Origin of the sequence: Bartonella sp. AA2SXKL (genome assembly GCF_042197205.1) — a bacterium.
Lineage (GTDB): Bacteria > Pseudomonadota > Alphaproteobacteria > Rhizobiales > Rhizobiaceae > Bartonella.
Genome location: NZ_JBHIRN010000003.1, coordinates 170,044 through 195,402, shown reverse-complemented (window position 1 = coordinate 195,402; position 25,359 = coordinate 170,044). Strand labels below are relative to the sequence as shown.

The 25,359-nt window shown below is 38.0% G+C and carries 22 protein-coding genes and 2 pseudogenes; 12 read left to right on the top strand and 12 right to left on the bottom strand.

All coding sequences use genetic code 11. From position 1 onward, the window contains the following. Positions 1-55: 55 nt before the first annotated feature. The 8 genes and pseudogenes from ACFINS_RS03455 to ACFINS_RS03420 all read left to right on the top strand — a co-directional run bounded on the left by ACFINS_RS03455 (position 56) and on the right by ACFINS_RS03420 (position 9,721). Positions 56-1,036, top strand: a complete 981-nt coding sequence (locus ACFINS_RS03455) for a hypothetical protein (protein ID WP_375705898.1) — start codon at positions 56-58, stop codon at positions 1,034-1,036. 25 nt (positions 1,037-1,061) lie between these two features. Next, positions 1,062-1,658, top strand: a complete 597-nt coding sequence (gene rplI, locus ACFINS_RS03450) for a 50S ribosomal protein L9 (RefSeq protein ID WP_375611229.1) — start codon at positions 1,062-1,064, stop codon at positions 1,656-1,658. Positions 1,659-2,252: 594 nt separating this feature from the next. Beyond that, positions 2,253-3,743: a replicative DNA helicase gene (locus ACFINS_RS03445; protein ID WP_273791081.1), complete on the top strand. Its 1,491-nt coding sequence runs from the start codon at positions 2,253-2,255 to the stop codon at positions 3,741-3,743. Between the two features lie 613 nt (positions 3,744-4,356). Then, a pseudogene (locus ACFINS_RS03440) lies at positions 4,357-5,292 on the top strand (DnaB-like helicase C-terminal domain-containing protein); the annotation flags it as partial. A gap of 6 nt (positions 5,293-5,298) precedes the next feature. Next, positions 5,299-6,675, top strand: coding sequence for a DNA repair protein RadA (gene radA, locus ACFINS_RS03435; protein WP_375611228.1), 1,377 nt, complete (start codon positions 5,299-5,301; stop codon positions 6,673-6,675). Positions 6,676-6,817: 142 nt separating this feature from the next. Continuing rightward, positions 6,818-7,360 carry a CvpA family protein gene (locus tag ACFINS_RS03430; RefSeq protein WP_375611227.1) on the top strand — a complete coding sequence of 181 codons (543 nt, stop codon included), beginning with the start codon at positions 6,818-6,820 and terminating at the stop codon, positions 7,358-7,360. A gap of 115 nt (positions 7,361-7,475) precedes the next feature. Continuing rightward, a complete protein-coding gene (gene purF, locus ACFINS_RS03425; protein ID WP_375611226.1) occupies positions 7,476-8,969 on the top strand; it encodes an amidophosphoribosyltransferase in 1,494 nt (497 codons plus the stop codon). A 2-nt stretch (positions 8,970-8,971) separates the two neighbouring features. Then, positions 8,972-9,721, top strand: coding sequence for an SDR family NAD(P)-dependent oxidoreductase (locus tag ACFINS_RS03420; RefSeq protein ID WP_375611299.1), 750 nt, complete (start codon positions 8,972-8,974; stop codon positions 9,719-9,721). Between the two features lie 70 nt (positions 9,722-9,791). On the opposite strand, the gene pssA is transcribed toward ACFINS_RS03420, so the two are convergent. The 5 genes from pssA to cysS all read right to left on the bottom strand — a co-directional run bounded on the left by pssA (position 9,792) and on the right by cysS (position 15,674). Next, positions 9,792-10,631: a CDP-diacylglycerol--serine O-phosphatidyltransferase gene (gene pssA, locus ACFINS_RS03415; RefSeq protein ID WP_375611225.1), complete on the bottom strand. Its 840-nt coding sequence runs from the start codon at positions 10,629-10,631 to the stop codon at positions 9,792-9,794. A gap of 8 nt (positions 10,632-10,639) precedes the next feature. Further along, positions 10,640-11,338, bottom strand: a complete 699-nt coding sequence (locus ACFINS_RS03410) for a phosphatidylserine decarboxylase (protein WP_375611224.1) — start codon at positions 11,336-11,338, stop codon at positions 10,640-10,642. Positions 11,339-11,455: 117 nt separating this feature from the next. Next, positions 11,456-13,339 carry an ABCB family ABC transporter ATP-binding protein/permease gene (locus ACFINS_RS03405; RefSeq protein WP_375611223.1) on the bottom strand — a complete coding sequence of 628 codons (1,884 nt, stop codon included), beginning with the start codon at positions 13,337-13,339 and terminating at the stop codon, positions 11,456-11,458. A 115-nt stretch (positions 13,340-13,454) separates the two neighbouring features. Further along, positions 13,455-14,126, bottom strand: a complete 672-nt coding sequence (locus ACFINS_RS03400) for a DUF421 domain-containing protein (RefSeq protein ID WP_375649681.1) — start codon at positions 14,124-14,126, stop codon at positions 13,455-13,457. Positions 14,127-14,165: 39 nt separating this feature from the next. Further along, the gene (gene cysS, locus ACFINS_RS03395; protein ID WP_375705897.1) at positions 14,166-15,674 is read right to left on the bottom strand and encodes a cysteine--tRNA ligase; all 1,509 of its coding nucleotides are present in this window, start codon (positions 15,672-15,674) and stop codon (positions 14,166-14,168) included. Positions 15,675-16,173: 499 nt separating this feature from the next. On the opposite strand from cysS, the gene ACFINS_RS03390 reads away from it, so the two are divergent. Then, complete coding sequence (locus ACFINS_RS03390) at positions 16,174-16,542, top strand: TIGR02301 family protein (RefSeq protein WP_375612942.1); 369 nt, start codon at positions 16,174-16,176, stop codon at positions 16,540-16,542. Between the two features lie 419 nt (positions 16,543-16,961). Here ACFINS_RS03390 and ACFINS_RS03385 read toward each other — a convergent pair whose 3' ends face one another. Continuing rightward, positions 16,962-18,290 (bottom strand): dihydroorotase, encoded by a 1,329-nt coding sequence (locus ACFINS_RS03385; RefSeq protein ID WP_375705896.1) that lies wholly within the window; start codon positions 18,288-18,290, stop codon positions 16,962-16,964. 64 nt (positions 18,291-18,354) lie between these two features. On the opposite strand from ACFINS_RS03385, the gene ACFINS_RS03380 reads away from it, so the two are divergent. From ACFINS_RS03380 to ACFINS_RS03370, 3 genes and pseudogenes are all read left to right on the top strand, one after another. Next, the gene (locus ACFINS_RS03380) at positions 18,355-19,227 is read left to right on the top strand and encodes a YgfZ/GcvT domain-containing protein (RefSeq protein WP_375700758.1); all 873 of its coding nucleotides are present in this window, start codon (positions 18,355-18,357) and stop codon (positions 19,225-19,227) included. After that, complete coding sequence (locus ACFINS_RS03375) at positions 19,220-19,837, top strand: YfbR-like 5'-deoxynucleotidase (RefSeq protein WP_375700757.1); 618 nt, start codon at positions 19,220-19,222, stop codon at positions 19,835-19,837. Before ACFINS_RS03380 ends, ACFINS_RS03375 begins: the two co-directional genes overlap by 8 nt. Positions 19,838-20,188: 351 nt before the next feature. Next, positions 20,189-20,330: pseudogene (locus ACFINS_RS03370) on the top strand (integrase); the annotation flags it as partial. Between the two features lie 99 nt (positions 20,331-20,429). On the opposite strand, the gene panB reads toward ACFINS_RS03370, so the two are convergent. The 6 genes from panB to lepB are packed head-to-tail and all read right to left on the bottom strand — an operon-like array spanning position 20,430 to position 25,296. Then, positions 20,430-21,245 (bottom strand): 3-methyl-2-oxobutanoate hydroxymethyltransferase, encoded by an 816-nt coding sequence (panB, locus tag ACFINS_RS03365; protein ID WP_375611218.1) that lies wholly within the window; start codon positions 21,243-21,245, stop codon positions 20,430-20,432. After that, entirely contained in the window at positions 21,242-22,102 is an 861-nt protein-coding gene (panC, locus tag ACFINS_RS03360) for a pantoate--beta-alanine ligase (protein ID WP_375700756.1), read from the bottom strand. The genes panB and panC overlap by 4 nt, the downstream gene beginning before the upstream one ends. 23 nt (positions 22,103-22,125) lie before the next feature. Beyond that, positions 22,126-22,872 carry a DNA repair protein RecO gene (recO, locus tag ACFINS_RS03355; RefSeq protein WP_375638092.1) on the bottom strand — a complete coding sequence of 249 codons (747 nt, stop codon included), beginning with the start codon at positions 22,870-22,872 and terminating at the stop codon, positions 22,126-22,128. Positions 22,873-22,897: 25 nt separating this feature from the next. Continuing rightward, positions 22,898-23,803 (bottom strand): GTPase Era, encoded by a 906-nt coding sequence (era, locus tag ACFINS_RS03350; protein ID WP_375612948.1) that lies wholly within the window; start codon positions 23,801-23,803, stop codon positions 22,898-22,900. Then, the gene (gene rnc / locus ACFINS_RS03345) at positions 23,796-24,503 is read right to left on the bottom strand and encodes a ribonuclease III (protein ID WP_375612949.1); all 708 of its coding nucleotides are present in this window, start codon (positions 24,501-24,503) and stop codon (positions 23,796-23,798) included. The genes era and rnc overlap by 8 nt, the downstream gene beginning before the upstream one ends. Continuing rightward, positions 24,484-25,296 (bottom strand): signal peptidase I, encoded by an 813-nt coding sequence (lepB, locus tag ACFINS_RS03340; RefSeq protein WP_375611213.1) that lies wholly within the window; start codon positions 25,294-25,296, stop codon positions 24,484-24,486. Before lepB ends, rnc begins: the two co-directional genes overlap by 20 nt. Positions 25,297-25,359: the final 63 nt, after the last annotated feature.

Below are 25,359 nucleotides of genomic sequence, written 5' to 3'. Positions count from 1 at the left end.
TGTCAAAGTTGGGGTATTGACACACCTCTAACTGCAGAAAGCAGGACAGCAATAAATGAAAAAAAATCGTACTTATGAGATATTAACCGGTATTTTGGCAGGATTATTTGCTGTTGTGATAGGACTGGCAATCATCAGTGTTGCAAATATTGGGCCCTTTTTTTCTCTTCTTCTTGGCTGCTTTCTTTCATTGCCAATTTTTATTGTTGCGTTCGGTCAAGGAACATTAGCCAGTCTCATCGCCCTCATAAGTGCCACTGTTGTTCTTATCATAACCACTAATACCTATATTGCTCTTGGCTTTATGTTCTTATTTTTCCTTCCTGCTGTCTATGCTTCTTGGCTTCTTGGGCTTGCACGACCAGCGCAAAAAGAAAACGAACTGATATGGTATCCATTATCATCGGTTATTTTTCATTTAACTAATTTTATCGCTCTTATAGCAACTTTCATTGGGCTCTATGTTCAAACACGTCCTTCCACACCCATCGTTGCAAAAAAAATCACCGAAAACATAGCACAAACTCTGCAACAAACACAGTCAATAAAAGAAGCCGATATACGCGCTTTTAATGAGCTTTTAATGACGCATACAGCAACTTTTACTGCTTTTTCTTTGACTATTTATAGTTTGGTTTTTCTCATTGGTAACCTTTACTTTTCCATGATAGCAGCACAACATATGAAATGGCTGAAAAGACCCCGTGATGATTGGAGCCAAACTCTCCGCCTTCCCATTTCTGGAATTGTTATTTTCATTATTGTTTGCATAGCATCGATGGTTGAGCTGAGCGCTTCTCTTAACTTGAGTACCCGTGTCTTTAGTACTGCATACATTGTCATCATATTAATTAGCGGTCTAGCATATCTTCACAATATTACAAAAGGGGTAAACGGTCGGATTATTATACTTTCTCTTGTTTATATTGCTATTTTAACAGTCGTTTTTACTCCACCTATTGTTTTCATGATGCTTTTGATGGGAATTTGGGCTGCTATTCAATACAATTTTCAATCACGCAAAAAACTCCACTAAATTTATTTGTTCGAAAGGAAAAACTATGGATATTATTTTACTTGAGCGCATTCCTCGTCTTGGTCAGATGGGTGATATTGTCTCAGTTAAAGATGGTTATGCGCGTAATTTTCTCTTGCCTCAAGGTAAAGCTTTACGCGCAAATGAAGCTAATAAAAAACATTTTGAGATACAACGTGCACAACTTGAAGCACGTAATCTTGAACGCAAAAGCGAAGCGCAAAAAATTGCTGAAAAACTTGATGGACAATCATTCATTGTTGTTCGTTCTGCTGGTGAAACAGGACAACTTTATGGTTCTGTGTCAACACGTGATATTGCTGAAATCATAACAGATGAAGGCTTTTCTATTGGAAGAAATCAAATCGAACTTAATCATCCAATAAAAATGATCGGTCTTCACACTATCACTCTTAGCTTACATCCAGAGGTTCAAATTTCTGTGATTATTAATGTTGCGCGTTCTACCAGTGAAGCACAACGCCAAGCAGAAGGTGAAACCCTCACTTCGGCTAAAGAAATATATAATATTCAAGAAGAATTATTAGAAGAAAGTCAGGAAGAATTATTGGCAGAAGAAATTAATGACAACGATATAAACAGTTCTCATCAAGAAGCTTAATTTCTATTTTTTCTTTCTGTTTTATATTTTTTATTCCATTTTAAATATCGATCATAAAATACTCGCACTTTAAAAGTGAGTATTTTATGGCTATCGTACATAAAGAACCTAATTTTTATGAAAGAATTAGAAATATACTATTTAAAGGCATTACATGCCGAGAATGGTAGTATCACTAAGAGGAAATGTCTTTTGTTTTCCAGCATATAAAGTAAAAATAATTTAAAGTTCTACCCTTAAGACTAAAGTTTGTATGAGCGTTAATTTGATTATATCCTCACATGATCTGAAATAATTTCAGTTATAAAAAATAATTCTACTTACACAGATATTGGAATTTTAAGGTTAAGTAACTTAAAAAATACTTAAATTTAGAGTAGCAAAACTTCCACTTTAAAATCACATATTATAAAATAAAATAGATAGACGTTATATAAATAATACACAAATGATAAATGAGGAACGAAAAGAGAGTTTTAAAAAATTATATAATTTTAACTTAAAATGAAGGTTTGTAGCTCTATTCTTTTAATTATACGATTTTCAATTTATCGCCTAAAGTAGCTAGACTTAGAATTTTAGTGGAAAAATATTATGGAAGAAACTAACGTTGTTAATGTCAGCTCTTCAAAGAAAGAGGATTCTCCTTCTTTTCGGCAACTTCCGCATAATATTGAAGCTGAACAGGCATTGCTTGGTGCCATCTTTATCAACAATGATTCTCTTGACCGCGTTTCAGATTTTCTAAAACCAGAACATTTTTTTGAACCATTGCATCAAAAAATTTATCATGTTTTATCTCACCTTATTAAAACAGGAAAACGTGTAGATCCAGTTACAATCAAGCCCTATATCCAAATGGAAGAAAAAATTGGAGATATTACTGTATACCAATATGTTGTTCGCTTAGCCACAGAGGCAGTCACTATTATTAACGCTGAAGATTATGGACGCGTCATTTACGATCTTTTTATCCGACGGTCTTTGATTAACCTTGGAACTCAAGTTGTCAATACAGCCTTTGATGCTCCTGTAGAACTCACGCCTACCCAACAAATTGAAACTGTTGAAAATCAGTTATTTGAGCTAGCAGAAAAAGGGAAATATGGAGGTGGATTTGAAAATTTTAATGAGGCTATTAAAAAAGCTATCGATATGGCAAGTGCTGCGAAAAAGCGCTCTTCACAATTATCAGGGATAGCCACCCATATTAAAACACTTGATGAAAAAATGGGAGGATTACAAGCATCTGACTTAATTATCCTTGCGGGCCGCCCTGGTATGGGTAAAACCTCACTGGCTACCAATATTGCCTTTAATATTGCTAATGCTTATAATCGTAATGCCAATATCCAAGAAAATGAAGGCGGCATTGTGGGATTCTTCTCACTTGAGATGTCATCCGAACAGCTTGCAACCCGTATTATTTCTGAACAAACAGAAGTCTCTTCTTCTGATATTCGGCGTGGCAATATTTCAGATGAACAATTTTCAAAAATTATTCGTGCGGTGAACCAACTACAAAAGGCACCACTTTATATTGATCAAACTGGGGGAATATCAATTACGCAATTAGCTGCTCGTGCGCGGCGTCTCAAGCGGCAACATGGTTTAGATATCTTGTTTATTGACTATATCCAACTCATGACAAGCAGTTCAAAGCGTTCATCAGAAAATCGTGTTCAAGAGATTACAGAAATTACCACAGGATTAAAAGCATTAGCGAAAGAACTTAATATTCCTATTATCGCTCTCTCTCAACTTTCACGTCAAGTAGAAAATAGAACAGATAAACGTCCACAGCTCTCAGATTTACGTGAATCTGGTTCAATTGAGCAAGATGCCGATATCGTTCTGTTTGTCTATCGCGAAGAATATTATCTCAAAAATGAAGAACCAAAACTAGGTAGCTTGGAACATACGAAATGGCAAGAAATAATGGATAAAGCTTTTGGAAAAGCTGACGTTATTATTGCAAAACAGCGCCATGGGCCGACAGGAATCGTGCCCCTTGCCTTTCAATCTGATTTCACACGCTTTAGTGATCTGGCCGATAGCAATTACCTTCCAGAGCAAATTGGTTAAATCGACATGGCGCGTAATCGTATTCAATTTATCTGTCAAAATTGTGAAACCATCCTTCTCATTAAAAAATGTAGTTCTTATCAAGAATGATAATTTCTTACAAAGAATCATTTTTCAATGATTCTAGCCACCGTTATTTGCTATTTAATAACATTCTTCTTGCATGAAATGATAACACATCTCTTAATGTTGTAAGTGGGGTACATATATTAAAATCCATAGCTAATCTAAATCTTTCTATATTGTTCCTTCTTTTAAAAAACTCCTTCTCACAAGACACTCATTTTCTTGTTTTTAAATTCAAAAATAATTGCTGCTGTTGTGCAAGGCTGACTATTATGTAGAATATCAGAAACTTTCCTCTTTATAGGACAACCTCTAACCTTTTAACAAAAATATTTTCTAATCTATCTGAAAAATTACCCTAATTACCGCAATATAAAAAACAAGCAGTGTTTTAAATAATACAGCACAGAGAAAATTCTACAACATGCAAAATATTCTTGATATAAAATTGCATAAAAACTGATATCTAACAAAAGGAAAGTGTATAATTATGCTAGAAAAAAAAGAAGACTGCGATAGTAGATTTGACAGTCTTGATGACGCTATCAAAAGAGTTGTTGATATAGCAAGTGCTGCAAAAAAACGCTCTTCGCAAATATCAGGGATAGCGACTCATATTCAAACACTTGATGAAAAAATGGGAGGATTACAACCATCCGACTTAATTATCCTTGCGGGACGCCCTGGTATGGGTAAAACTTCACTTGCTACCAATATTGCCTTTAATATTGCCAATGTTTATAATTATAATGGTAATATCCAAGAAAATGAAGGCGGCATTGTGGGATTCTTCTCACTTGAAATGTCCTCAGAGCAGCTTGCAACACGTATTATTTCTGAACAAACGGAAGTCTCTTCTTCTGATATTCGACGTGGTCATATTTCAGATGAACAATTTTCAAAAATTATTCGTACGGTAAATCATCTCCAAAAGGCACCCCTTTATATTGATCAAACTGGAGGAATATCAGTTTCACAACTGGCTGCCCGTGCTCGACGTCTCAAGCAAAAACATGGTTTGGATGTCTTAATTATTGATTATATCCAACTCATGACAAGTGATTTAAAATACACATCTGAATATCGTATTCAAGAAATCACTGCAGAATTAAAAGCCTTAGCGAAAGAATTAAATATCCCTATTATTGCTCTTTCACAACTTTCACATCAAGTTGAAAACAGAACAGATAAACGCCCAAAACTTTCAGATTTAGGTGGATTTGGTTCTATTGAGCAAGATGCCGATATCGTTTTATTTGTCTATCGTGAAGAATATTACCTCAAAAATGAAGAACCAAAGTTCGGTAGCCTTGAACATATGAAATGGCAAGAAATAATGGATAAAGTTTTTGGAAAAGCTAACGTTATTATTGCAAAACAGCGCCATGGGCCGACAGGAATCGTGCCCCTTGCCTTTCAATCTGATTTCACACGCTTTAGTGATCTGGCCGATAGCAATTACCTTCCAGAGCAAATTGGTTAAATCGACATGGCGCGTAATCGTATTCAATTTATCTGTCAAAATTGCGGAACCATCCATTCTCGTTGGGCAGGGAAATGTAGCGCTTGTGGGGAATGGAATTCCCTTATCGAAGAAACTATAAATAGCGGCATAGGAAGTGGTCCTAAGCAGAATGCTCGTAAAGGACGCATTGTCACACTCACATCTCTTTCTGGAAATATCGAAGATGCTCCACGTATTCATTCTGGTATTGCTGAACTTGATCGTGTTACCGGTGGGGGCTTTGTCCGTGGATCAGCACTCCTTGTTGGAGGTGATCCGGGTATTGGTAAATCAACATTGCTAACACAAACAGCTGCTGCTTTATCTCGTAAAGGATATAATGTCATCTATGTTTCAGGTGAAGAGGCTATTGCGCAAATTTGTCTGCGCGCACAAAGGCTTGAAGCTAACAATACAGAAGTGAAACTTGCTGCTGAAACCAATGTTGAAGATATTCTGGCAACCTTAAGCGAACATAAAAACCTTGATATGGTGATTATCGATTCGATTCAAACCCTATGGTCAGATACAGCAGATTCAGCACCTGGCACTGTCACACAAGTACGTATCGGTGCTCAGGCAATGATCCGCTTTGCCAAGAAAACAGGAACCGCCGTTGTTCTTGTTGGGCATGTTACAAAAGATGGACAAATTGCTGGTCCTCGAGTCGTTGAACATATGGTTGATGGCGTTCTCTATTTTGAGGGTGAAGGAGGACATCATTATCGCATTCTTAGAACTGTAAAAAATCGCTTCGGACCAACAGATGAGATTGGTGTCTTTGAAATGTCTGATAAAGGATTACGCGAAGTGATAAATCCATCTGAATTATTTTTAGGGGAACGTAATGAAAAAGCACCAGGCGCTGCTGTTTTTGCAGGAATGGAAGGGACACGCCCGATACTCGTAGAAATTCAAGCGCTTGTTGCTCCTTCTTCCCTTGGGACACCAAGACGTGCAGTTGTCGGATGGGATGGAAATCGCCTTTCTATGATTCTTGCCGTTTTAGAAGCCCATTGTGGCATTCGTTTTGGACAGCATGATGTCTATCTGAACGTAGCAGGTGGATATCGCATATCAGAACCCGCTGCTGATTTAGCTGTAGCCGCTGCTTTGGTATCTTCTCTTGCCAATATCGCATTGCCAACGGATTATGTATATTTTGGTGAAGTCAGTCTTTCAGGAGCTACCCGCGCTGTTGCACATTCAGCACAGCGCATCAATGAAGCAAAAAAACTCGGCTTTCAAGGAGCCTTTCACCCCACAACAACAACCGAAATGATGAAGTCGCTCAACTTTCAACAAAAAACTTTCTCCGACCTTCCCGAACTCGTTGCTACTCTTACCGTAAGTAAAAAATGATCTGCACCACAGATATGATAATATAGAAAAAACTCTATAAAATACAAAAGATCCTTGCTATAAGAACAAAAAATGGCATAACAAAAAATATATTTGCACACAGACTTAAAAGAACACAACTTTATGTATAAGGAACAAACAAATGATCATAACAATCCTTGATGGAATTGTCGTAGTAATCATCCTGTTGTCCGCTTTTCTTGCTATGCTTCGAGGATTTTCACGTGAAGTGTTATCGTTGATTTCTTGGGCAGTTGCAGCTGTTACGACACTGTTTTTATTCAAACCTGTCTTACCTTTCTTTGAACAATATCTCTCTAATAAAATGATTGCATTGATCACAACATTGGTCACAATTTTTATTATTGTTCTCATTATTACTTCAATTATTACAATGAAGATCTCTGATTTTATTATTGATAGTCGAATTGGTATCCTTGACCGTGCTATTGGTTTTATTTTTGGAGCACTTCGTGGTTTATTTATCATGGTCATCGGTATGTTGCTGCTTAATGCACTGATTAAACCCGAGCTTCAAGCGAATTGGTTAAAAAATGCAAAAACAAGGCCTATTTTAGATTCATTGGGACAAAAAGTTTGGGAAATACTCCCCAAAGATATTGGATCTGTTCTCGAAAAGACGGAAAATTTGTTTAAAGACAGCAATAAACATACGTATGAGTAACACTCTCATGAAAAGATAATTTTCAAAAAATAGAGAATAGTTTTTCATGAGGAAAGAGAACTAAATGATGTAAAATGTGATATTAATGATTCCTACATATCACAACTGAAAGAATATGATGATAAAAAGCGATGTTTTCTGTCAAGAATTTTCATTAGATGATGATACCCTTCATGAAGAATGTGGAGTTTTTGGTATTCTTGGGCATGAAGATGCCGCAACATTAACAGCTCTTGGACTCCACGCACTTCAGCATCGTGGGCAAGAAGCAGCTGGGATTGTTTCTTACCATAATAAAATATTTCATCAAGAAAAGCATTTAGGTCTTGTTGGAGATCACTATACAAACCCTGCAACACTTGCGCGCTTACCAGGAAATCGTGCTATTGGACATACCCGTTATTCAACAACTGGAGAAGTGGCATTACGCAATGTTCAACCCCTTTTTGCTGAATTGAAAGTTGGAGGTATTGCTATTGCGCATAATGGTAATCTTACCAATGGTCTCACATTACGCCGTGAACTCATCGCTTCTGGTGCTATCTGTCAATCAACGTCGGATTCAGAAGTTTTTCTCCATCTTATTGCCCGCTCACGTTATGAGTCGTCCTCTGATCGTTTTGTTGATGCGATTCGGCAAGTAGAAGGTGGGTATGCTATGTTAGCGCTCACACGTACAAAACTTATTGCGGCACGCGATCCAACAGGAATTAGACCTCTCGTGATGGGGGAACTTGATGGTAAGCCTATCTTTTGTTCTGAAACTTGTGCTCTTGATATTATTGGAGCAAAATATGTCCGTGATGTTAAAAATGGAGAAATCATCATATGTGAAATACAAAAAAATGGGGAAATTACAAAAAAAATTATAAAACCAGAAAATACACAACCAGAAAAACTTTGCTTGTTTGAATATGTTTATTTTGCCCGCCCAGACTCAATCGTTGGAGGGCGTAGTGTTTATACAACACGCAAAAATATGGGAATCCGTTTAGCACAGGAAGCCCCTTGTGAGGGTGATGTTGTGGTTCCTGTTCCTGATGGAGGAACGCCTGCTGCAATTGGCTATGCACAAGAAATTGGAATTCCCTTCGAGCTTGGCATTATTCGTAATCACTATGTTGGCCGCACTTTTATCGAACCAACACAACAAATTCGCGCTTTTGGCGTCAAGTTAAAACATTCGGCAAACCGTCCTGTGATTGAAGGAAAACGTGTTATTCTGGTTGATGACTCTATTGTGCGTGGAACAACATCCCTTAAAATTGTACGAATGCTTCGCGATGCAGGAGCAAAAGAAGTTCATATGCGCATTTCTAGCCCTATGATTTTTTATCCTGACTTTTATGGTATTGATACACCTAAAGCTGAAAACCTTTTAGCAAATCAATATCCAGATTTAAAATCTATGTGTGATTTTATTGGAGCGGATTCATTAGAATTTCTTTCAACGGATGGATTATATCTTGCTGTAGCAGGGGAAAAACGGAATAACGCCAATCCACAATTTACTGACCATTATTTTACTGGATATTATCCTACGCATCTGGTTGATCAAGAAAATCTCTCCAAAATTCATCAATCATCTGTTCTTAAAACAAGAGATTAATGATGACAAAACGTGACTTTAGTCTCCATGGGCGTGTTGCACTTGTTACTGGCGCATCAAGAGGGATTGGCTATCATTTGGCACTCGAGCTTGCTGCACGCGGCGCTCATATTATTGCTCTTGCACGAACAGTCAGTGGACTTACTGAATTAGATAATCAAATCCGAGAAAAAGGGGCTCATACAACCCTTGTTCCCCTTGACTTGCATCATATGGAAAACATCGATACCCTTGCTATCTCAATTGCCAAACGCTGGAAAAAACTTGATATTATCGTTGCAAACGCAGGAATTCTTGGAACACTCTCACCAATAGCGCATATAGAAAACACGGTATTTGAAGATGTTTTTCAAATAAATCTTTTCAGCCAATGGCGCTTAATGAAAGCCGTTGAGCCTTTATTACGTGAATCTGATGCTGGACGAGCCATCCTGTTATCCTCAAGCGTTGCGCATGCTGCGCGCCCTTTCTGGGGAGCTTATGCAGCCTCTAAAGCGGCTTTAGAGGTGATTGCCCGCTGTTGGGCAGAAGAACTCAAACAAACCCCTATTAAGATTAATTGTGTCAACCCTGGTGCCACACGCACTGCCATGCGCGCTGAAGCTATGCCCGGTGAAGATCCACAAACTCTCCCTTCACCACAAGAGGTTGCAAAAAAGATAGTCCATTTGTTATCACCTGATTTAAAGGAAACTGGAAAACTCTTTAATGTCCATAAAAATCGGTTTGTAGATTATCATGTACCTGATTGATCATCATATGAGAAGTAAATCGTTTGACTCTCTCTTTTTCCTGTGATTTTCGACAGAAGAATGAAGCACTTTATAATTCTTGGATAGCTTTAGCATCAGCCTTTTTCTCTTCTAAAGTAGCACGTTTATTATAAGCGATAAAACTACACGGGAGAAAAATCATATAGCTAACAGCTGTAATCAATAAAGTTTCCCATGTGTAAGTCGCAAGAAAACCGACATAAATAACAATGACCAACATGCACGGTATAACGATATCGCGCCTTAAATTTTGATCAATTGTTTTTGCATTCCATACCGGTAAACGACTAATCAAAAGAAAAGCAATAATTACAGTATAAAGACTAAAAAATAATGCCCACCCCCAATTGGGGACCAAACCAAGAGTGCCTAAATAGGTAGGCAATAAAAGTAATAATGCTCCTGCTGGTGCTGGAACACCAACAAAATAACTTCTCTGCCACTTAGGTATATTGGGGTTATCTAACATCACATTAAAACGTGCTAATCGCAAACAACAAGCAACACAATAAACAAGGGCAGCAACCCACCCAATATGATTCGCTTGATTCAAGATAAAAGAATAAACAATGAGTGCAGGGGTAACACCAAAATTTATAACATCAGCAAGAGAATCCATCTGTGCCCCAAAAGATGAACTACCATCTATTAAACGGGCAATGCGACCATCAGCACCATCTAAAACTGCAGCCAAAAGCACCATTAAAATAGCAGCTTCATAACGATGTTCAAAAGCCAAACGAATGCTGCTCATCCCTGCACAAATTGCTAAAATAGTAATGATATTAGGAATAACATACCGCATTGATGTAGGTGAACGCCGCCGATTTGCAACATCATCATGCTGCCCCTCAGGATTGAATGAAGAAAATGGCGAAAAATTTTTCATTGTGAGTCCTAATCGTATCTGAAGCCCGTTGTGGCACTCTTATCATCAAAAGAACCCAAAACTGTTTCTCCAGCAATTGCTGTCTGTCCAACTGCAACACGCAATTTCATTTCAGTTGGTATATAAACATCAAGGCGAGAACCAAAACGAATCAATCCAAATCGCTCACCAGTCATAACGGCATCGTTTTCTTTTGACCAGCAAACAATCCGGCGTGCAACCATTCCCGCTATTTGTACGACACCAATTTTACCATGTTTGCTATCAATTACCACCCCATTACGCTCATTAAACTGACTAGCCTTATCAAAGTCAGCATTGGTAAATCGACCTGGATGATAAACGATAGACTCTACTGTACCACTGATAGGAATACGATTAATATGGCATGAAAAAACATCCATAAAAATGGAAATACGAATCATTTCATCTTTCCCTAATCCTAATTCTTCAGGTGGAACACATGATTCCACAAATGAAATACGCCCATCTGCAGGCGACATAACCCAATTTGAATTCAAAGGGATCACACGATCTGGATCACGGAAAAAGTATACACACCACACCGTGAGAACGAGACCAAACCAAAACAACGGACTCCATATCCAACCAAGAATGAGCGAAATAACAAAAAACGCTACAATAAAAGGATAACCTTCTTTATGAACCGGTACAAAGCTATTATGGAAAGATTGCAGAATACTCATATAATTTCCTATTCATCGTAAACTTAAACAAGCAACAAAGCTTTTTGTTCCTCTTGTGTCTTTTTATGTATTTAATCAATCACTCCATATAAAGATATAGATTACATTTTGCTCTATTTATTTTTTACGATTAACAACACTCGTCTCATCTTCTTCACGCATTTTACGTAATTTTTCTTCCGCTTGCGATGCTTCAAGCTGCTTATTCCACATTGAAGCATAAAGACCTTTCTTGCGTAAAAGCTCTGTATGCGTCCCATTTTCAATAATACGACCACTTTTAAGAACTAAAATTTCATCCGCATTGATAACAGTAGAAAGACGGTGCGCAATAATCAATGTTGTACGTCCACGGCTTACAATATCCAATGCTTGTTGAATTTCCTGTTCCGTCGCCGTATCAAGAGCCGCCGTTGCTTCATCTAGAATAAGAAGTGGAGGAGCTTTTAAAAGTGTCCGTGCAATAGCCACGCGTTGTTTTTCACCACCTGATAATTTGAGACCTCGCTCTCCTACCACAGACTGAAAACCTTCCGGTAAAATTTCAATAAATTTTGATATTTGTGCCATTTCAGCAGCTTTGCGCATCTCTTCATCTGTAGCACTTGGACGCCCATAGCAAATATTATAGGCAATTGTATCATTAAATAACACCGTATCTTGTGGGACCATGCCAATCGCTTCACGCAAACTTTTTTGTGTTACATCACGAATATCCTGCCCGTCAATTGTAATAGATCCTGCATCAACATCATAAAACCGAAAAAGCAACCGAGAAATAGTAGATTTACCGGCACCCGATGGACCGACAATAGCGACTGTTTTTCCTCCAGGAACTTCAAAATCAATATCTCTGAGAATCTGACGTCTCGAATCATAGGAAAACTTTACCTGATGAAAACAAATGGTCCCATCGCTTATCTCTAACGGTTTAGCATCCGATTTATCAACGATCTCTTTCTGAACATCTAAAAGATCAAACATTGCTTCAATATCCGTTAAACCTTGTCGAATATCACGATACATTGAACCAATAAAATTTAGTGGAATGGAAAGTTGCATTAAAAGCGCATTAATAAAAACAAAATCTCCTAAAGTTTGTGTCTTATAAAAAACTTCATAAGCTGACATCAGCATCATGATCGTCATTCCAATACCAAAGATAAGAGTCTGACCAAAATTAAGCCAGCTTAAAGATGTCCAAATCTTTGTTGCGGCTTTTTCATAACCTACCATAGAAGCATCAAATCGATCGGCTTCTAGAGTTTCATTACCGAAATATTTGACCGTTTCAAAATTCAAAAGAGAATCAACAGCGCGAGTATTCGCCTCAGTATCCGCTGTATTCATTTTTTGCCGAATACGAATACGCCAATCACTCGCCTTAATGGTAAACAAAATATATAATCCAACCGTTACAACAACAATGAGAAGATAATGCCACCCATAACTTATATAAAATACCAGTGCCGTTAATATAAATTCTAAAACTGTTGGTACTGTACTAAGAATTGAAAATCTTACGATCGCTTCGATTCCTTTTGTTCCACGCTCAATCACACGAGAAAGCCCACCTGTTCGGCGTTCCAAATGAAATCGCAAGGATAACTCATGCATATGTACAAAGGTTTTATAAGCTAATTGACGAACAGCGTATTGACCAACAGTGGCAAACAGGGAATCGCGTAATTGATTTAATCCAGCCTGCATAATACGCGCGACATTGTATGCCAAAACAAGCATGATGGGAATAATCCAACTGGATGGGAACCATTCAGGTAGCTGAAAGCTTGAATCAAGCACATTCGTAGAATATTTAAATAAATACGGTACAGATATGAGAACGAGCTTAGCCAAAACAAGATAAAATATTGCCCATAGCACACGCATTTTTAGATCACGCCGACCTACCGGCCACATATAGGGCCATAAATTGTAAAGTGTGTGCAGAGTCTTCCCTGTATCTGATGATACAGTTTTTGTCATTTCATTGCGTTTCATAAAGTCCTTACTTCTCTATCATCCGCACAAACAGGCAAAATACCCTCTGTGGTTATTTATAGATTCATCTCTTCATTACGGCTTCCAATAAGCTATACCTACCCGTTTTTTGAAGTTAGACTGTTTTTGAAAAAGGAACAAGAAATAATCCACTATATAATTTATTATTTGGGTCTGTATTCTCATACCACTCTGCTGCAAATAAATTTTCAACTTTTACATGTTTTTTTTTCAGTTCTGCATGAAGCCACTTTTTTGTTTTACCAATCTCTTTCAGCCCCTTATCAAGAATTTCACCATTTTGTATTAAAATGATAGACTTCTTTCCTTCTTCCTTTTTAATAACGGAACAATCGCCATTGGTTTCTAAACGAACGAAAGCAGCTTCATGTAAACTACAGCCTTTAATGCGCAACATTGTAATCAGATCATTCACACTGATACCTAATTTTTTAATCTTATCCACTTGAAATACTCCATCTAAAACCAATGCAATATGTCGTCCTGCAATGAGACGACGAAAAAAAACTGAATAGCGCATCAGAAAATTAAGAGATGTGACTAAAGTCTGCCAAATAAATAAGACGATCAACAATTGAATACTGCTAACATCCGAACTATAAATAACGCCTCCAATAATACTTCCCATGACAAAATTACTTACCAAATCAACTGGCGTCATTTGACTAAGACTACCACGACCTGTGGTTCTTAAAATCAAGAGGAAAGCGATAAGTCCTACAACTAATTTTAGTGCGACATACCCATAATGATATAAAAATTCCATCATATTCTCCTTTTTTATGGAGCTGCTGGAATAGAGACATTAGTGTCGCTTTATTTCCCACACAGTTATGCGCTCACCACTCTGCGGATCCTTACTGTCTTTTAAAAGAACCCCCTCGGCTGCAAGCTCATCACGAATTGTATCCGCAGCTTCCCACTCTTTATTATGGATAAGTCTTAGTCTTTCGGCAATGCGCTGATCAATAAATTTTGTATCAAGGAAAGTTTTTCTCATAAATAATGGGCAATCTATTTCTTTAATCCATTCTTGTCTTAACAGTCCTAATAAATTCATCCCATTCAGAAGAGCCAAAGCATCTCCTTCTTTATAAAATTTTCGCAAAAGAGTCAGTGCTTTTGGAGTATTAAGATCATCACTAAGTGCATCTATCAAAGTATCATCAACTACTTCATTGTTTTTCATCTCACTCTTTTTGCTGCGAAGCCATTCATACCAACGATACAGTTCGCTGCTCGATTGTATTAAACGCTGTGCTGTCCAATTTAATGGTTCACGATAATGCGTTTGCAACATCGAAAAACGCGCAGACAAACCAGCCCAATTTTGCTTCATTTCATCGGATAAAATACCATTAAACTTCAAAAAATTATTCTCTAAAACAGAACGAATAGTTATGAAATTGCCAAAGCTTTTCGACATCTTTTTACCTTCAACTTGTAAAAAGCCGTTATGCATCCAAAAATTAGCCATTCGCTCCGTCCCAAAAGCTGAACAACTTTGTGCAATCTCATTTTCATGATGAGGAAAAATTAAATCAAGTCCACCACCATGGATATCAAAAACATTGGCGGTCGGATCATCACAGGTTAAACCACCGCCATAGGGCGCTAATAACTTTGCCATTGACATTGCAGAACATTCAATATGCCAACCTGGACGACCTAAAACAGGAATTCCGCCCGGTGATTTCCAACCTGGTTCTCCTTCCTCAGAAGGCTTCCATAAAACAAAATCCATCTCTTCCCTTTTATAAGCAGCAACATCGATACGCGCCCCCGCCCTCATTTCATCTAAAGAACGATTTGCAAATGCCCCATAATGGGGAGGATTTTTTATGCTACTTACAGAAAATAATATATGATTTTCCGCTTCATAAGCGTGCCCCTTTTCAAGCAACCTTTCAATTAAAGAGCGCATCTCCTCTAAATGCTCAGTGGCGCGTGGCTGACTGGTTGGCAACAGACAACCAAGTGCTATGGTATCTTGCTGAAACTGAGAATATGTACGTTCTGTTAAGTGACGAATAGCCTCATTCAATGATACGTTTGGATATTCGCTAGCTGCTCGTGCATTAATTTTATCATCGACATCTGTAATATTACGTGCATATAGAACATGCTCATTGCCATAAACATGACGCAATAAGCGAAATAAAATATCAAAAACAATAACAGGACGTGCATTTCCTATATGCGCATAATCATAAATTGTCGGTCCACAAACATAAAGACGTACTCTTGTCGCATCTATTGGTGTAAATTTTTCTTTTTTACGTGTTAGCGTATTATAAAATCGCAACTCTTTCATTTATTGACTCCATGGACGATATTATGCACCGATCCTTTTAGATGTATCTTATCTCAAATCATTGTATTACGCGGTTTAAGCTAAAAACTTGTATCTTTTATAGTAAATTCTTCTTACCATTTTCCCATTGTATTTACGGCTGTATTCATCGTTTATCATAAAAACAATCTATTTTATTTGATTGGACAAAAGCGTTCTATCATTAGAGATGCTTTCTCTCCTTAAAGAAAATGAGCTTAGAAAAAAATCTATAGGCAATACAATATAAATCTATGTGAAAAATAGATAGTTTGCAGAAAGAAAATCTTAAATTTTTAACCACACAAAGCTTCGTCAGTATTTTCAATATTCCACAATGGGTTCCTTACTGCCTCTTACGCCCTATATTTTATAATCAATAATTGAGAATAATGTAGCAATTAACTTTATTTTTACACCGTTCTCATGACAAAATTATTTTATCTTTACAGAGTTTTATTCAAAGAAAGCAATAAAAATAATGCGGTATAGATTGATGAACATCATTATTTTAATATTTCTTGTCATTTCAATGCCAACCTTTGCACAACAATCTCCACCTTATGAAAAAAAATTACTCCGACTAGCAGAAATTTTGGGATCATTGCATTCTCTCCAAAATCTTTGCGAGCCTCCAACAAACCAATGGTATGACTATATGAATGCACTGATTGAAGCAGAACGCCCCATTCCACAAAGACGTGCTTATTTTTATGAAGCGTTTAATGAAGCGTATCGTGCTTTCTCAGAAAATTATCATCATTGTACACAAGCAGCCATTGAAGCCAACCAAAGATACATTGAGGAAGGAAGAATTTTATCTGAAAACCTCCTCATGCATTATAAATAATTAATCTATACAAAAAGTATCTCTCTCAATTTTAGCGGTATCAATGATACTCCTTTCACAAATGCGGGGAGCAATAAACCAGCTCTGAAAATAGAGAGACGTTTAAAGAATAATGTCTCGATACGCTTTTATTCGTATGAGCGCCTTTTTCCCCATACAAAATCGCTCTTTGGCTTCCTCCCCACACCTCAAAGGACGAAGATTTTTAACTAAATTTGCTCTGTAAATAATCTAGGTTCTTGTTGAACAAGGTTCCTCTTGGCTTCTAACGCATGTAATTTGCTGCATAGTTTCTACAAACAAGCCTAAGAATATTCACCACGCATTAAAAAAACACTTATGTATCAAAGAGGCTGACATACCCTATATCACCACTCTAAAAGATGGTATTTTACGGCATACTTATAATTTTAATCTGTTTACACCAAAGTTTCCATAAATTTAACAGGCTCTCCTTGTGAAGGTGTAACAATTTCACCTTCCCACATAACGCGCATACCACGGATAATAGTCCCAACAGGCCAACCTTTAACTTTTTGACCATCATAAGGTGTCCAACCGGCGCGAGAACCAATTAAGCTATTCGTAATAATTTCCTCTCGCTTAAGATCAACAATGGTTAAATCAGCATCAAACCCAACAGCAATGCGCCCTTTACAACTTATACCAAAAATACGACTAGGGCCATGTGAAGTGAGATCAACAAAACGTTCAAGAGATATTTTTCCTGCATTCACATGTGTCAACATAATTGCTGCTGTTGTTTGCACGCCTGTCATACCTGAAGGTGAAGAGGGATAAGGTTGAAGTTTTTCTTCAAGAGTATGAGGCGCATGATCTGAACCTAAGACATCAATAATTCCTTGTTGAACACCGTACCAAAGAGCGTCACGGTGGCGCGGCTCACGAATAGGCGGATTCATCTGAATTAATGTACCAAACTTCTTATAATCATCAGCCGTGAGCGTCAAATGATGTTGTGTCACTTCAATTGTTGCAACATCCTTATGTTTTTTTAGAAAATCAATTTCTTCTTCTGTCGAAAGATGTAACACATGAATCCGAGCCTTCGTCTCATGAGCAATTTTTACCAAACGCTGCGTACATTTTAATGCCGCAACTTCATCACGCCAAATCGGATGTGACGATGCATCCCCTTCAATACGCAATATTTTACGCTCTTTGAGCCTCGCCTCATCTTCAGAATGAAAAGCTGCACGACGGCGTGTATTCTTCAAAATAAGGCGTACACTTTCATCATCATCAACCAAAAGATCACCGGTAGAGGACCCCATAAAGACTTTAATTCCAGCCGTACCAGGAAGTCTTTCTAATTCAGACAATTCATGAGCATTTTCACGCGTTCCTCCAACCCAAAATGCAAAATCACAATGCATTCGATGAAATGCGCGTTGAACCTTATCGCTTAATGTTTCTTCTGATGTTGTTAATGGACTGGTATTAGGCATTTCAAAAACTGCCGTAACCCCCCCTAACACGGCAGAATACGAGCCACTTTCCAAATCCTCCTTATATTCATTTCCTGGTTCACGAAAATGCACTTGGCTATCAATAATTCCTGGTAAAATATGAAGCCCTGTACAATCAATGACCTCACTAGCCGATGCACATGTAAGGTCGCCTATTTCAGCAATACGACCATTTGTAATACCAATATCACGCTTGCTTCTTCCATCATGATTCACAAGTGTTGCACCTTTAAAAATTGTATCAAATGTTTTAAACATAACCACGCTCCTTACATATTGCTCACTTATCGATTATGTAACTTTGAGCAGAAAGGCAAGAACCATGATTAAAAAACAAAATGCCATTTGCTTAAAAAACCGCGGGCTTATTCAAATTACAGGCGAAGAAGCAACAGATTTTCTACAATCCCTGATCACGACAGATGTAAAAAAAATCAGTCCACAGGAACTTTTCCCTGGAGCCCTTTTATCCCCACAAGGAAAGGTTCTTGCTGATTTTCTTATCGGAAAAAAAGAAGATGGTTACCTGATTGATATCAGGATGCCTTTAGCTGATACGCTCCATAAGCGTCTGTTGCTCTATAAGCTGCGCAAAAAAGTAGAAATTACACAACCATTTCAAGAGCTTGTTACAGTTTCTTTGAATAATGAATCAGATTCTTTAAATTTTGATTCAAGTTTTGTTGATAAACGCTTCCCACAACAAGAAAAAATAATACGAATCTATGGCAAAAAACCTTTTTTAACTTCAGAATATCATGACACATGGAATCAATTGCGTATCCGTTATGCAATTGCGGAAAGTGATCAAGACTATGAAATTGGCAAAGTCTTTCCTCATGATATTAATTACGATCAAATCAATGGACTTGCATTCAATAAAGGATGTTATATTGGACAAGAAATTGTTTCACGAATGCACCACCGCCGTGCAGCACGTCGCCGTATTTTTATTGTAAAAGGCCAGTGTAAATTAACCCCTCAATCTAACATTGAAGCAGGAACAAAAGTGCTTGGCTACTTGGGAACATGTGTAGAAAATGAGGCTCTTGCTTTAATGCGTATTGACCACGTCAAAGATGCTATGGATTATAACATCCCCTTTACTGTAAAAAACATTCCTGTCACTATAAGCATTGCTGAAAATATGAATTTTACCTTTCCTGAAAATACTATAGAAAATACTCATGGCTAAAGCTGAATTATTAAAAAATGGAGAAGCCCGCGCTTGGCAAAGAATGCTCTCTGGAAGGCGACTTGATCTTCTCAACCCTTCTCCTTTTGATGTTGAAATTGAAGATATTGCCCATGGACTTTCTCGCGTGGCACGTTGGAACGGTCAAACACGAGGAGAGCATGCCTATTCTGTTGCACAACATTCACTTTTGGTTGAACAAATATTTCAAAAACTTTTTCCACAATCGGAAAGCAACGAATGTCTTTATGCCCTTCTTCATGATGCTCCAGAATATGTCATCGGCGATATGATTTCCCCTTTTAAAGCTGTCATAGGAAAACAATATGAACGCGTTGAAAAGCGCATCCAAGATGCTATCCACATGCGCTTTTCTCTTCCCGTTGATCTTTCTCAAAAACTTTTAAAAAAAATTAAACAAGCCGACCGTATTGCTGCCTATTATGAAGCGATTACGCTTGCTGGATTTAATACAGAAGAAGCCCTTCGCTATTTTGGCTCTCCCAATAATATTCTACCCGATGATCTTAATTTATCCCCCTATTCTACACAACACATTGAAAACGCATTTTTAACGCGCTTTAATGACTTGGATGCCCAAAGATTATAGACTCTTCGCATTGTTGATTCCTTGTCATTACAGAATCATCACACTGACTTATAATAATAATTCATTGTTTTTTCATTTTGAATGAGAGCTCCTAATATCGTAAGCTTCACTCATTTCAAATCTGTTTATATTGAATCAATCAAAATCATTCTCTTGCACACCACAAGCGGGTCTGGCGTGTGGGTAAAATTTTTTAAAGAAAGAGTTAAAATGCTCCTTATGAACCATCTCAAGTGCTAAGCGCTGTCGCAGCATTGAAAATTGGCAAAGTGTGTGATGATGCCGGCTTGCTCTCTTATGAAGCGTAAAGACGGGAGTACTCTATAAATTTTATAAACTTCATAAGGGACTTACCACTATACTATTAACGAACGCCGTCGCGAAATAGGTTGGGTACCTTAAGAAAGCTTTCTTTAAAAAAGCACGTGAATTAGCGACCCAATGGCGTTCTGTTTTGCATGAGAGGCGTGACTTCATTAAAGAAATGGAAAAAATCACAGTTCAAATTGCATACAAAATATATTAAATAATGCACATTCATTATCAAAATAAAAAATGTTCTCTTGTCAAACCTTTCATCTTAAACTGAAGTTTATTTTAGTTTATAAACTTCATTATCCGCTGGGAAAGCGCGAGATGTGACATCCTCTGCATAATTCTTTATTGCAGTTTCCATGGCTTGTTCAAGGTCTCCATAACGGCGTACAAATTTTGGCACATGAGAACCATAGCCCAACATATCTTCCATAACCAATACTTGCCCATCACATTGATTGGACGCCCCTATACCGATCGTAGGGATAGAAAGCTTATCTGTCAGTTTCACCGCTAAAGGTTCGACCATTGCTTCTAAAACAACAGCAAAAGCACCTGCCTCTTCAATCGCTGCTCCATCTGCTTCAATTCTTTGCCAATCATTCTCCTTGCGTCCTTGTGTTTTAAAACCACCAAAACGATTCATTGCTTGGGGTGTAAGACCGATATGCCCCATCACTGGAATGCCACGTTTACACAAAAAATCTATTGTTTGGGCTATATAAACACCCCCTTCAAGCTTAACTGCACCACACCCCGTTTGTGCAAGAATGCGCGATGCATTTAAAAAAGCTTGCTCTGGACTTTCCTCATAAGAACCAAAAGGCATATCAATAACAACAAGAGCTTTTTGAGATCCACGCACCACGGCTTTCCCGTGTGAAATCATCATATCTAAATTAACAGGAAGCGTTGTCTCAAACCCATACACAACCATCCCAACGCTATCACCAACCAAAAGGATATCGCAATATGGATCAGCAATCCGCGCAGTATAAGCTTGATAAGCTGTTAAAGAAACAATTGGCTGTTGTCCCTTTCGTGCACGTATTTCGGAAGATGTTATACGCTTTACGGTTTTATGTACACTCATTTTCCACCCTTCTCTTGCAATATATATTGATCAATCAGCCTTATCTCACCAAAGCGGACAGTAAGAAGTAAAACTGCTGGTTTATTCAATGTTCCTTTAACCACGCATAAAGTTTCCATATCCCGTAAATCTATCGCTTCAATGATTGCACGCGTTTCTTGTTGTAAAATATCACGAACAGTTTTGCATAATTTATCAACCGACCGTTCACCTTCATGATAAAGCTTTTCAGCAGCTTTTCCACTTTCAGGAATAATTTTGGCAGCTTTACGATCTTCTAATGTTAAAAGCTGATTGCGTGAAGAACACGCTACACCATCTGACTCCCGTAGAATAGGAACTCCAACGATTTCAATAGGAAAAGCCAAATCTTCAACCATACGCCGAATAATTAAAATTTGTTGAAAATCCTTTTCCCCAAAAAAAGCCTTATCTGGTTGGACAATGTTAAAAAGTTTAGCAACAACGCTTGTTACACCACAAAAATGCCCTGGACGTAATTTTCCCATCAAAATACGTGATAATTTTTTCACTTGTACAATTGTATCATTCCCCAGTGGCCACATTTCATCTACAGAAGGAGCAAAAACACATTCAACACCTGCTTCTTTTAACAAAGCACAATCGCCCTTCAAATCTCTTGGATATTGAGAAAAATCTTCATGAGGTCCAAATTGCTTTGGATTGACAAAAATAGAAACCACTACGCGATCACACATTGCTCTTGCATACTGTACTAATGCATGATGGCCATCATGCAATGCCCCCATTGTTGGAACAAAACCAATCGAAAAACCTAAACGTCGTTCCTCTGAAGTATATTGGCGGACTTCAGCAATTGTCTTTAAAATTCTCATTTTCCCATTCAATTATCATCAGATCAACCAATTAATGCCTGTACACCAAATTGACGCTCAAACAATTGTATCAAATTCATGCGCACTGACGGCTGCTTTATATCTCGTGGCTCCCAGACATGACGCATAAGAAAAAAACCCGTCAGTATAAAACCATTTATTATGTCACTAAAATCAGCAGGACGAGTCGTTCTGTGTACAAGAAACTGTGGTAGAATGAGAAGCTTTTTTTTCCAAGGTTCCCCTGCTTCTTCACAGACAGCCCGTCCAGATTTTGGTGATACGTAATGAAGCCTTTCCTGACGACCTGTTGCAGCACAACAAGATAAATCAAGACCAAAACCAAGTTCTTCAAGAAGCCGCATTTCAAAACGTACAAGCAATTCTGCATTTACAAATGGTTCATCAAAATTCTGCATAAAAAGGTGTAAAATATCATATAAAATGGGGTGCGGATCACGTTCGGGAAGAAGCCGCAAATGAAAAGCTATCAATTGCAAAGCATAAAGTGCTTCTGGTAGACAGATTAATCGTGCCGCATGTAAATCAAGAGCTTCAAGCCGAAAAAGTCCCAAATGTTCGTCTAAACGAGCCCACCATTCAGCCTCCACAAAATTTCCAGGTTGAAGAAGAGCTGCCATGCGACGCGAGCGCCCCCCTTTTACCACTCCCATATAACGACCATGTTCACGTGTCATAATCTCAAGAATAACACTTGTTTCACCATATTGGCGTGTACCAAGTATAACGGCTTGTTCTTTCCACTTCATTTTACTTTAATTATTTTTAAAAATCTTATTTTAAAAAATCCAATCCCATTTCACGATAACGTTCTGGATCGGTATCCCAATTATCTCGCACTTTCACAAAGAGAAAAAGATGCACCTTTTGATCCATAATTTCCATGAGTTCTTTACGTGCTGCTTGACCAATCGCTTTAATTGTATCGCCTTTTGCTCCTAAGACAATTTTTTTCTGACTCTCACGCTCGACATAAATAACTTGATTAATTTTAACGGAACCATCTGAACGCTCTTCCCAGTTTTCTGTTTCAACCGTTGAGGAATAAGGAAGTTCATCATGAAGACGAAGAAAAAGTTTTTCACGCGTAATTTCAGCAGCAAGATGACGCATAGGCATATCAGAAATTTGATCTTCCGGATAATACCATGGCCCTTCCTGCATCATGTTACTCAACGCATGAAGTAAATCCTTGCAACCAGAACCGTTTAGAGCAGAAATCATAAATGTTTGCGCAAACTTTACACGTTCATTTATTTTAGTGGTTAACGCTAGAAGAGATGATTTAACAACTGTATCAACCTTATTAAGAACAAGAACTTTTTCTTGTTTCATATTGTTTACAATATCTAACATCATATCAACTTCATCCGAAAGACCACTTTGAGCGTCAATTAAAACGAGTAGAACATCAGCGCTCTTAGCCCCTCCCCAAGCAGCAGAGACCATGGCTCGTTCTAAGCGCTTATGGGGTCGAAAAACACCCGGTGTATCAACCAACACAATTTGCACATCATCATGAATGACAATACCGCGGATTAAAGTTCGTGTTGTTTGTACCTTATGTGTTACAATTGAAACCTTTGTTCCAACCAATTGATTAACCAATGTCGATTTACCGGCATTAGGCATCCCAATAAGCACAACAAACCCAGAACGCTTTTTCATAACGTCACTCATGATCATTTTTTCCTACTGTTTTCCATACACCCTCTCGTCGCAAAATTTTTTCAGCTGCCATTCTTTCAGCATATCTTTTGGAGCTTCCCTGCCCAATCTCTGAAGCAAACCCAGAAATACTGACCTCTACCATAAAAACAGGATCGTGATCTGGACCTGAACGTTTTATAACCTGATAATGTGGTTGTGCATTGCCTTGGATATGCGCCCATTCCTGTAATTCTGTCTTGGCATCACGTCGACCAGCATCCATTTTCTTTGCCCGACTTTGCCAATATTTTTGAATAAAAGGGCGAACGCTTTCCAATCCTCCATCGAGATATATTACGGCAATCAAAGCTTCCACGACATCTGCATGCATGTTGATAAGTCGACGCCCCTCAAAATTTTTCATCTCAAAACCAACACGGATCATATCAGGAAGTCTCATTTCACGCGCAATATCAGCACATGTCTGTGCATTGACCAGATGATTTAAACGGACTGATAATTCACCTTCACTTGCCTGAGGAAAAAGTTGATACAGCATCTCTGCAATCAAAAGCCCTAAAACCCGATCCCCTAGAAACTCTAGTCGTTCATAATTCCCCTGTTCCGAATCTTGTACACTCGAGTGTGTTAATGCCTTCTTTAACCTCTCTTCATCTTTAAAACGATGCCCCGTCAGCTTGAAAAGCTGATCAATCATGAGACGTTTCATCGTTGTTTCCTTGCTTGATAAGCGGCAAATCATGAACCGTATTTATGAAAGAAAACAAACGTTTCCAACGCACATCAAATGGCCAGCGCCAAATCTGCCAAGCACTTGAACCATTACTGATAGAAAAGAAAATCACGCTCGCGCGACCAATAAGATTTTCTTCTGGAACATAGCCTACATCTAAACGACTATCATCTGAATTGTCGCGGTTATCTCCCATCATAAAGTAATGTCCTTGAGGAACTTCAAAGACTTCTGTATCATCAACTTTCGGGATGAAAGCTAAATCAAGTGTATCATAACTGACACCGTTAGGCATTGTCTCGCGATAAACCTCAACAGGATAGTTAACCTCTGTTATATCAGAATTATCAATCTCCCCCATAAAGTGACGTGAAACAGCCTCATCATTAATATAAAGGACACTTTGACGGACTTGTATACGATCACCTGGTAGCCCAACAACGCGTTTTATATAATCAATCTTCGGATTACTTGGTAAGCGAAAAACGACCACATCTCCACGTTGAGGTTGAGATGCCCAAATCCGTCCAGAAAAAAGAGGAGGAGAAAAGGGGATGGAAAAACGAGAATACCCATATGCATACTTAGAAACAAACAGATAATCTCCCACCAACAAAGTAGGACGCATTGAACCGGAAGGAATACTAAACGGCTGGAAAAAAAGTGTCCGAATAAACGCTGCTAAAAGCAGAGCCTGTATTAAAACAGAAATAAATTCACGAAGCCCACCTTTTTTTTCTTTTTTATGCACTTTATCTTTTTGGATCATCACCAACTGCCTTCTCATCACAGATATAATTTTTTTCATCATAATATTCAAATAACAAAAGCA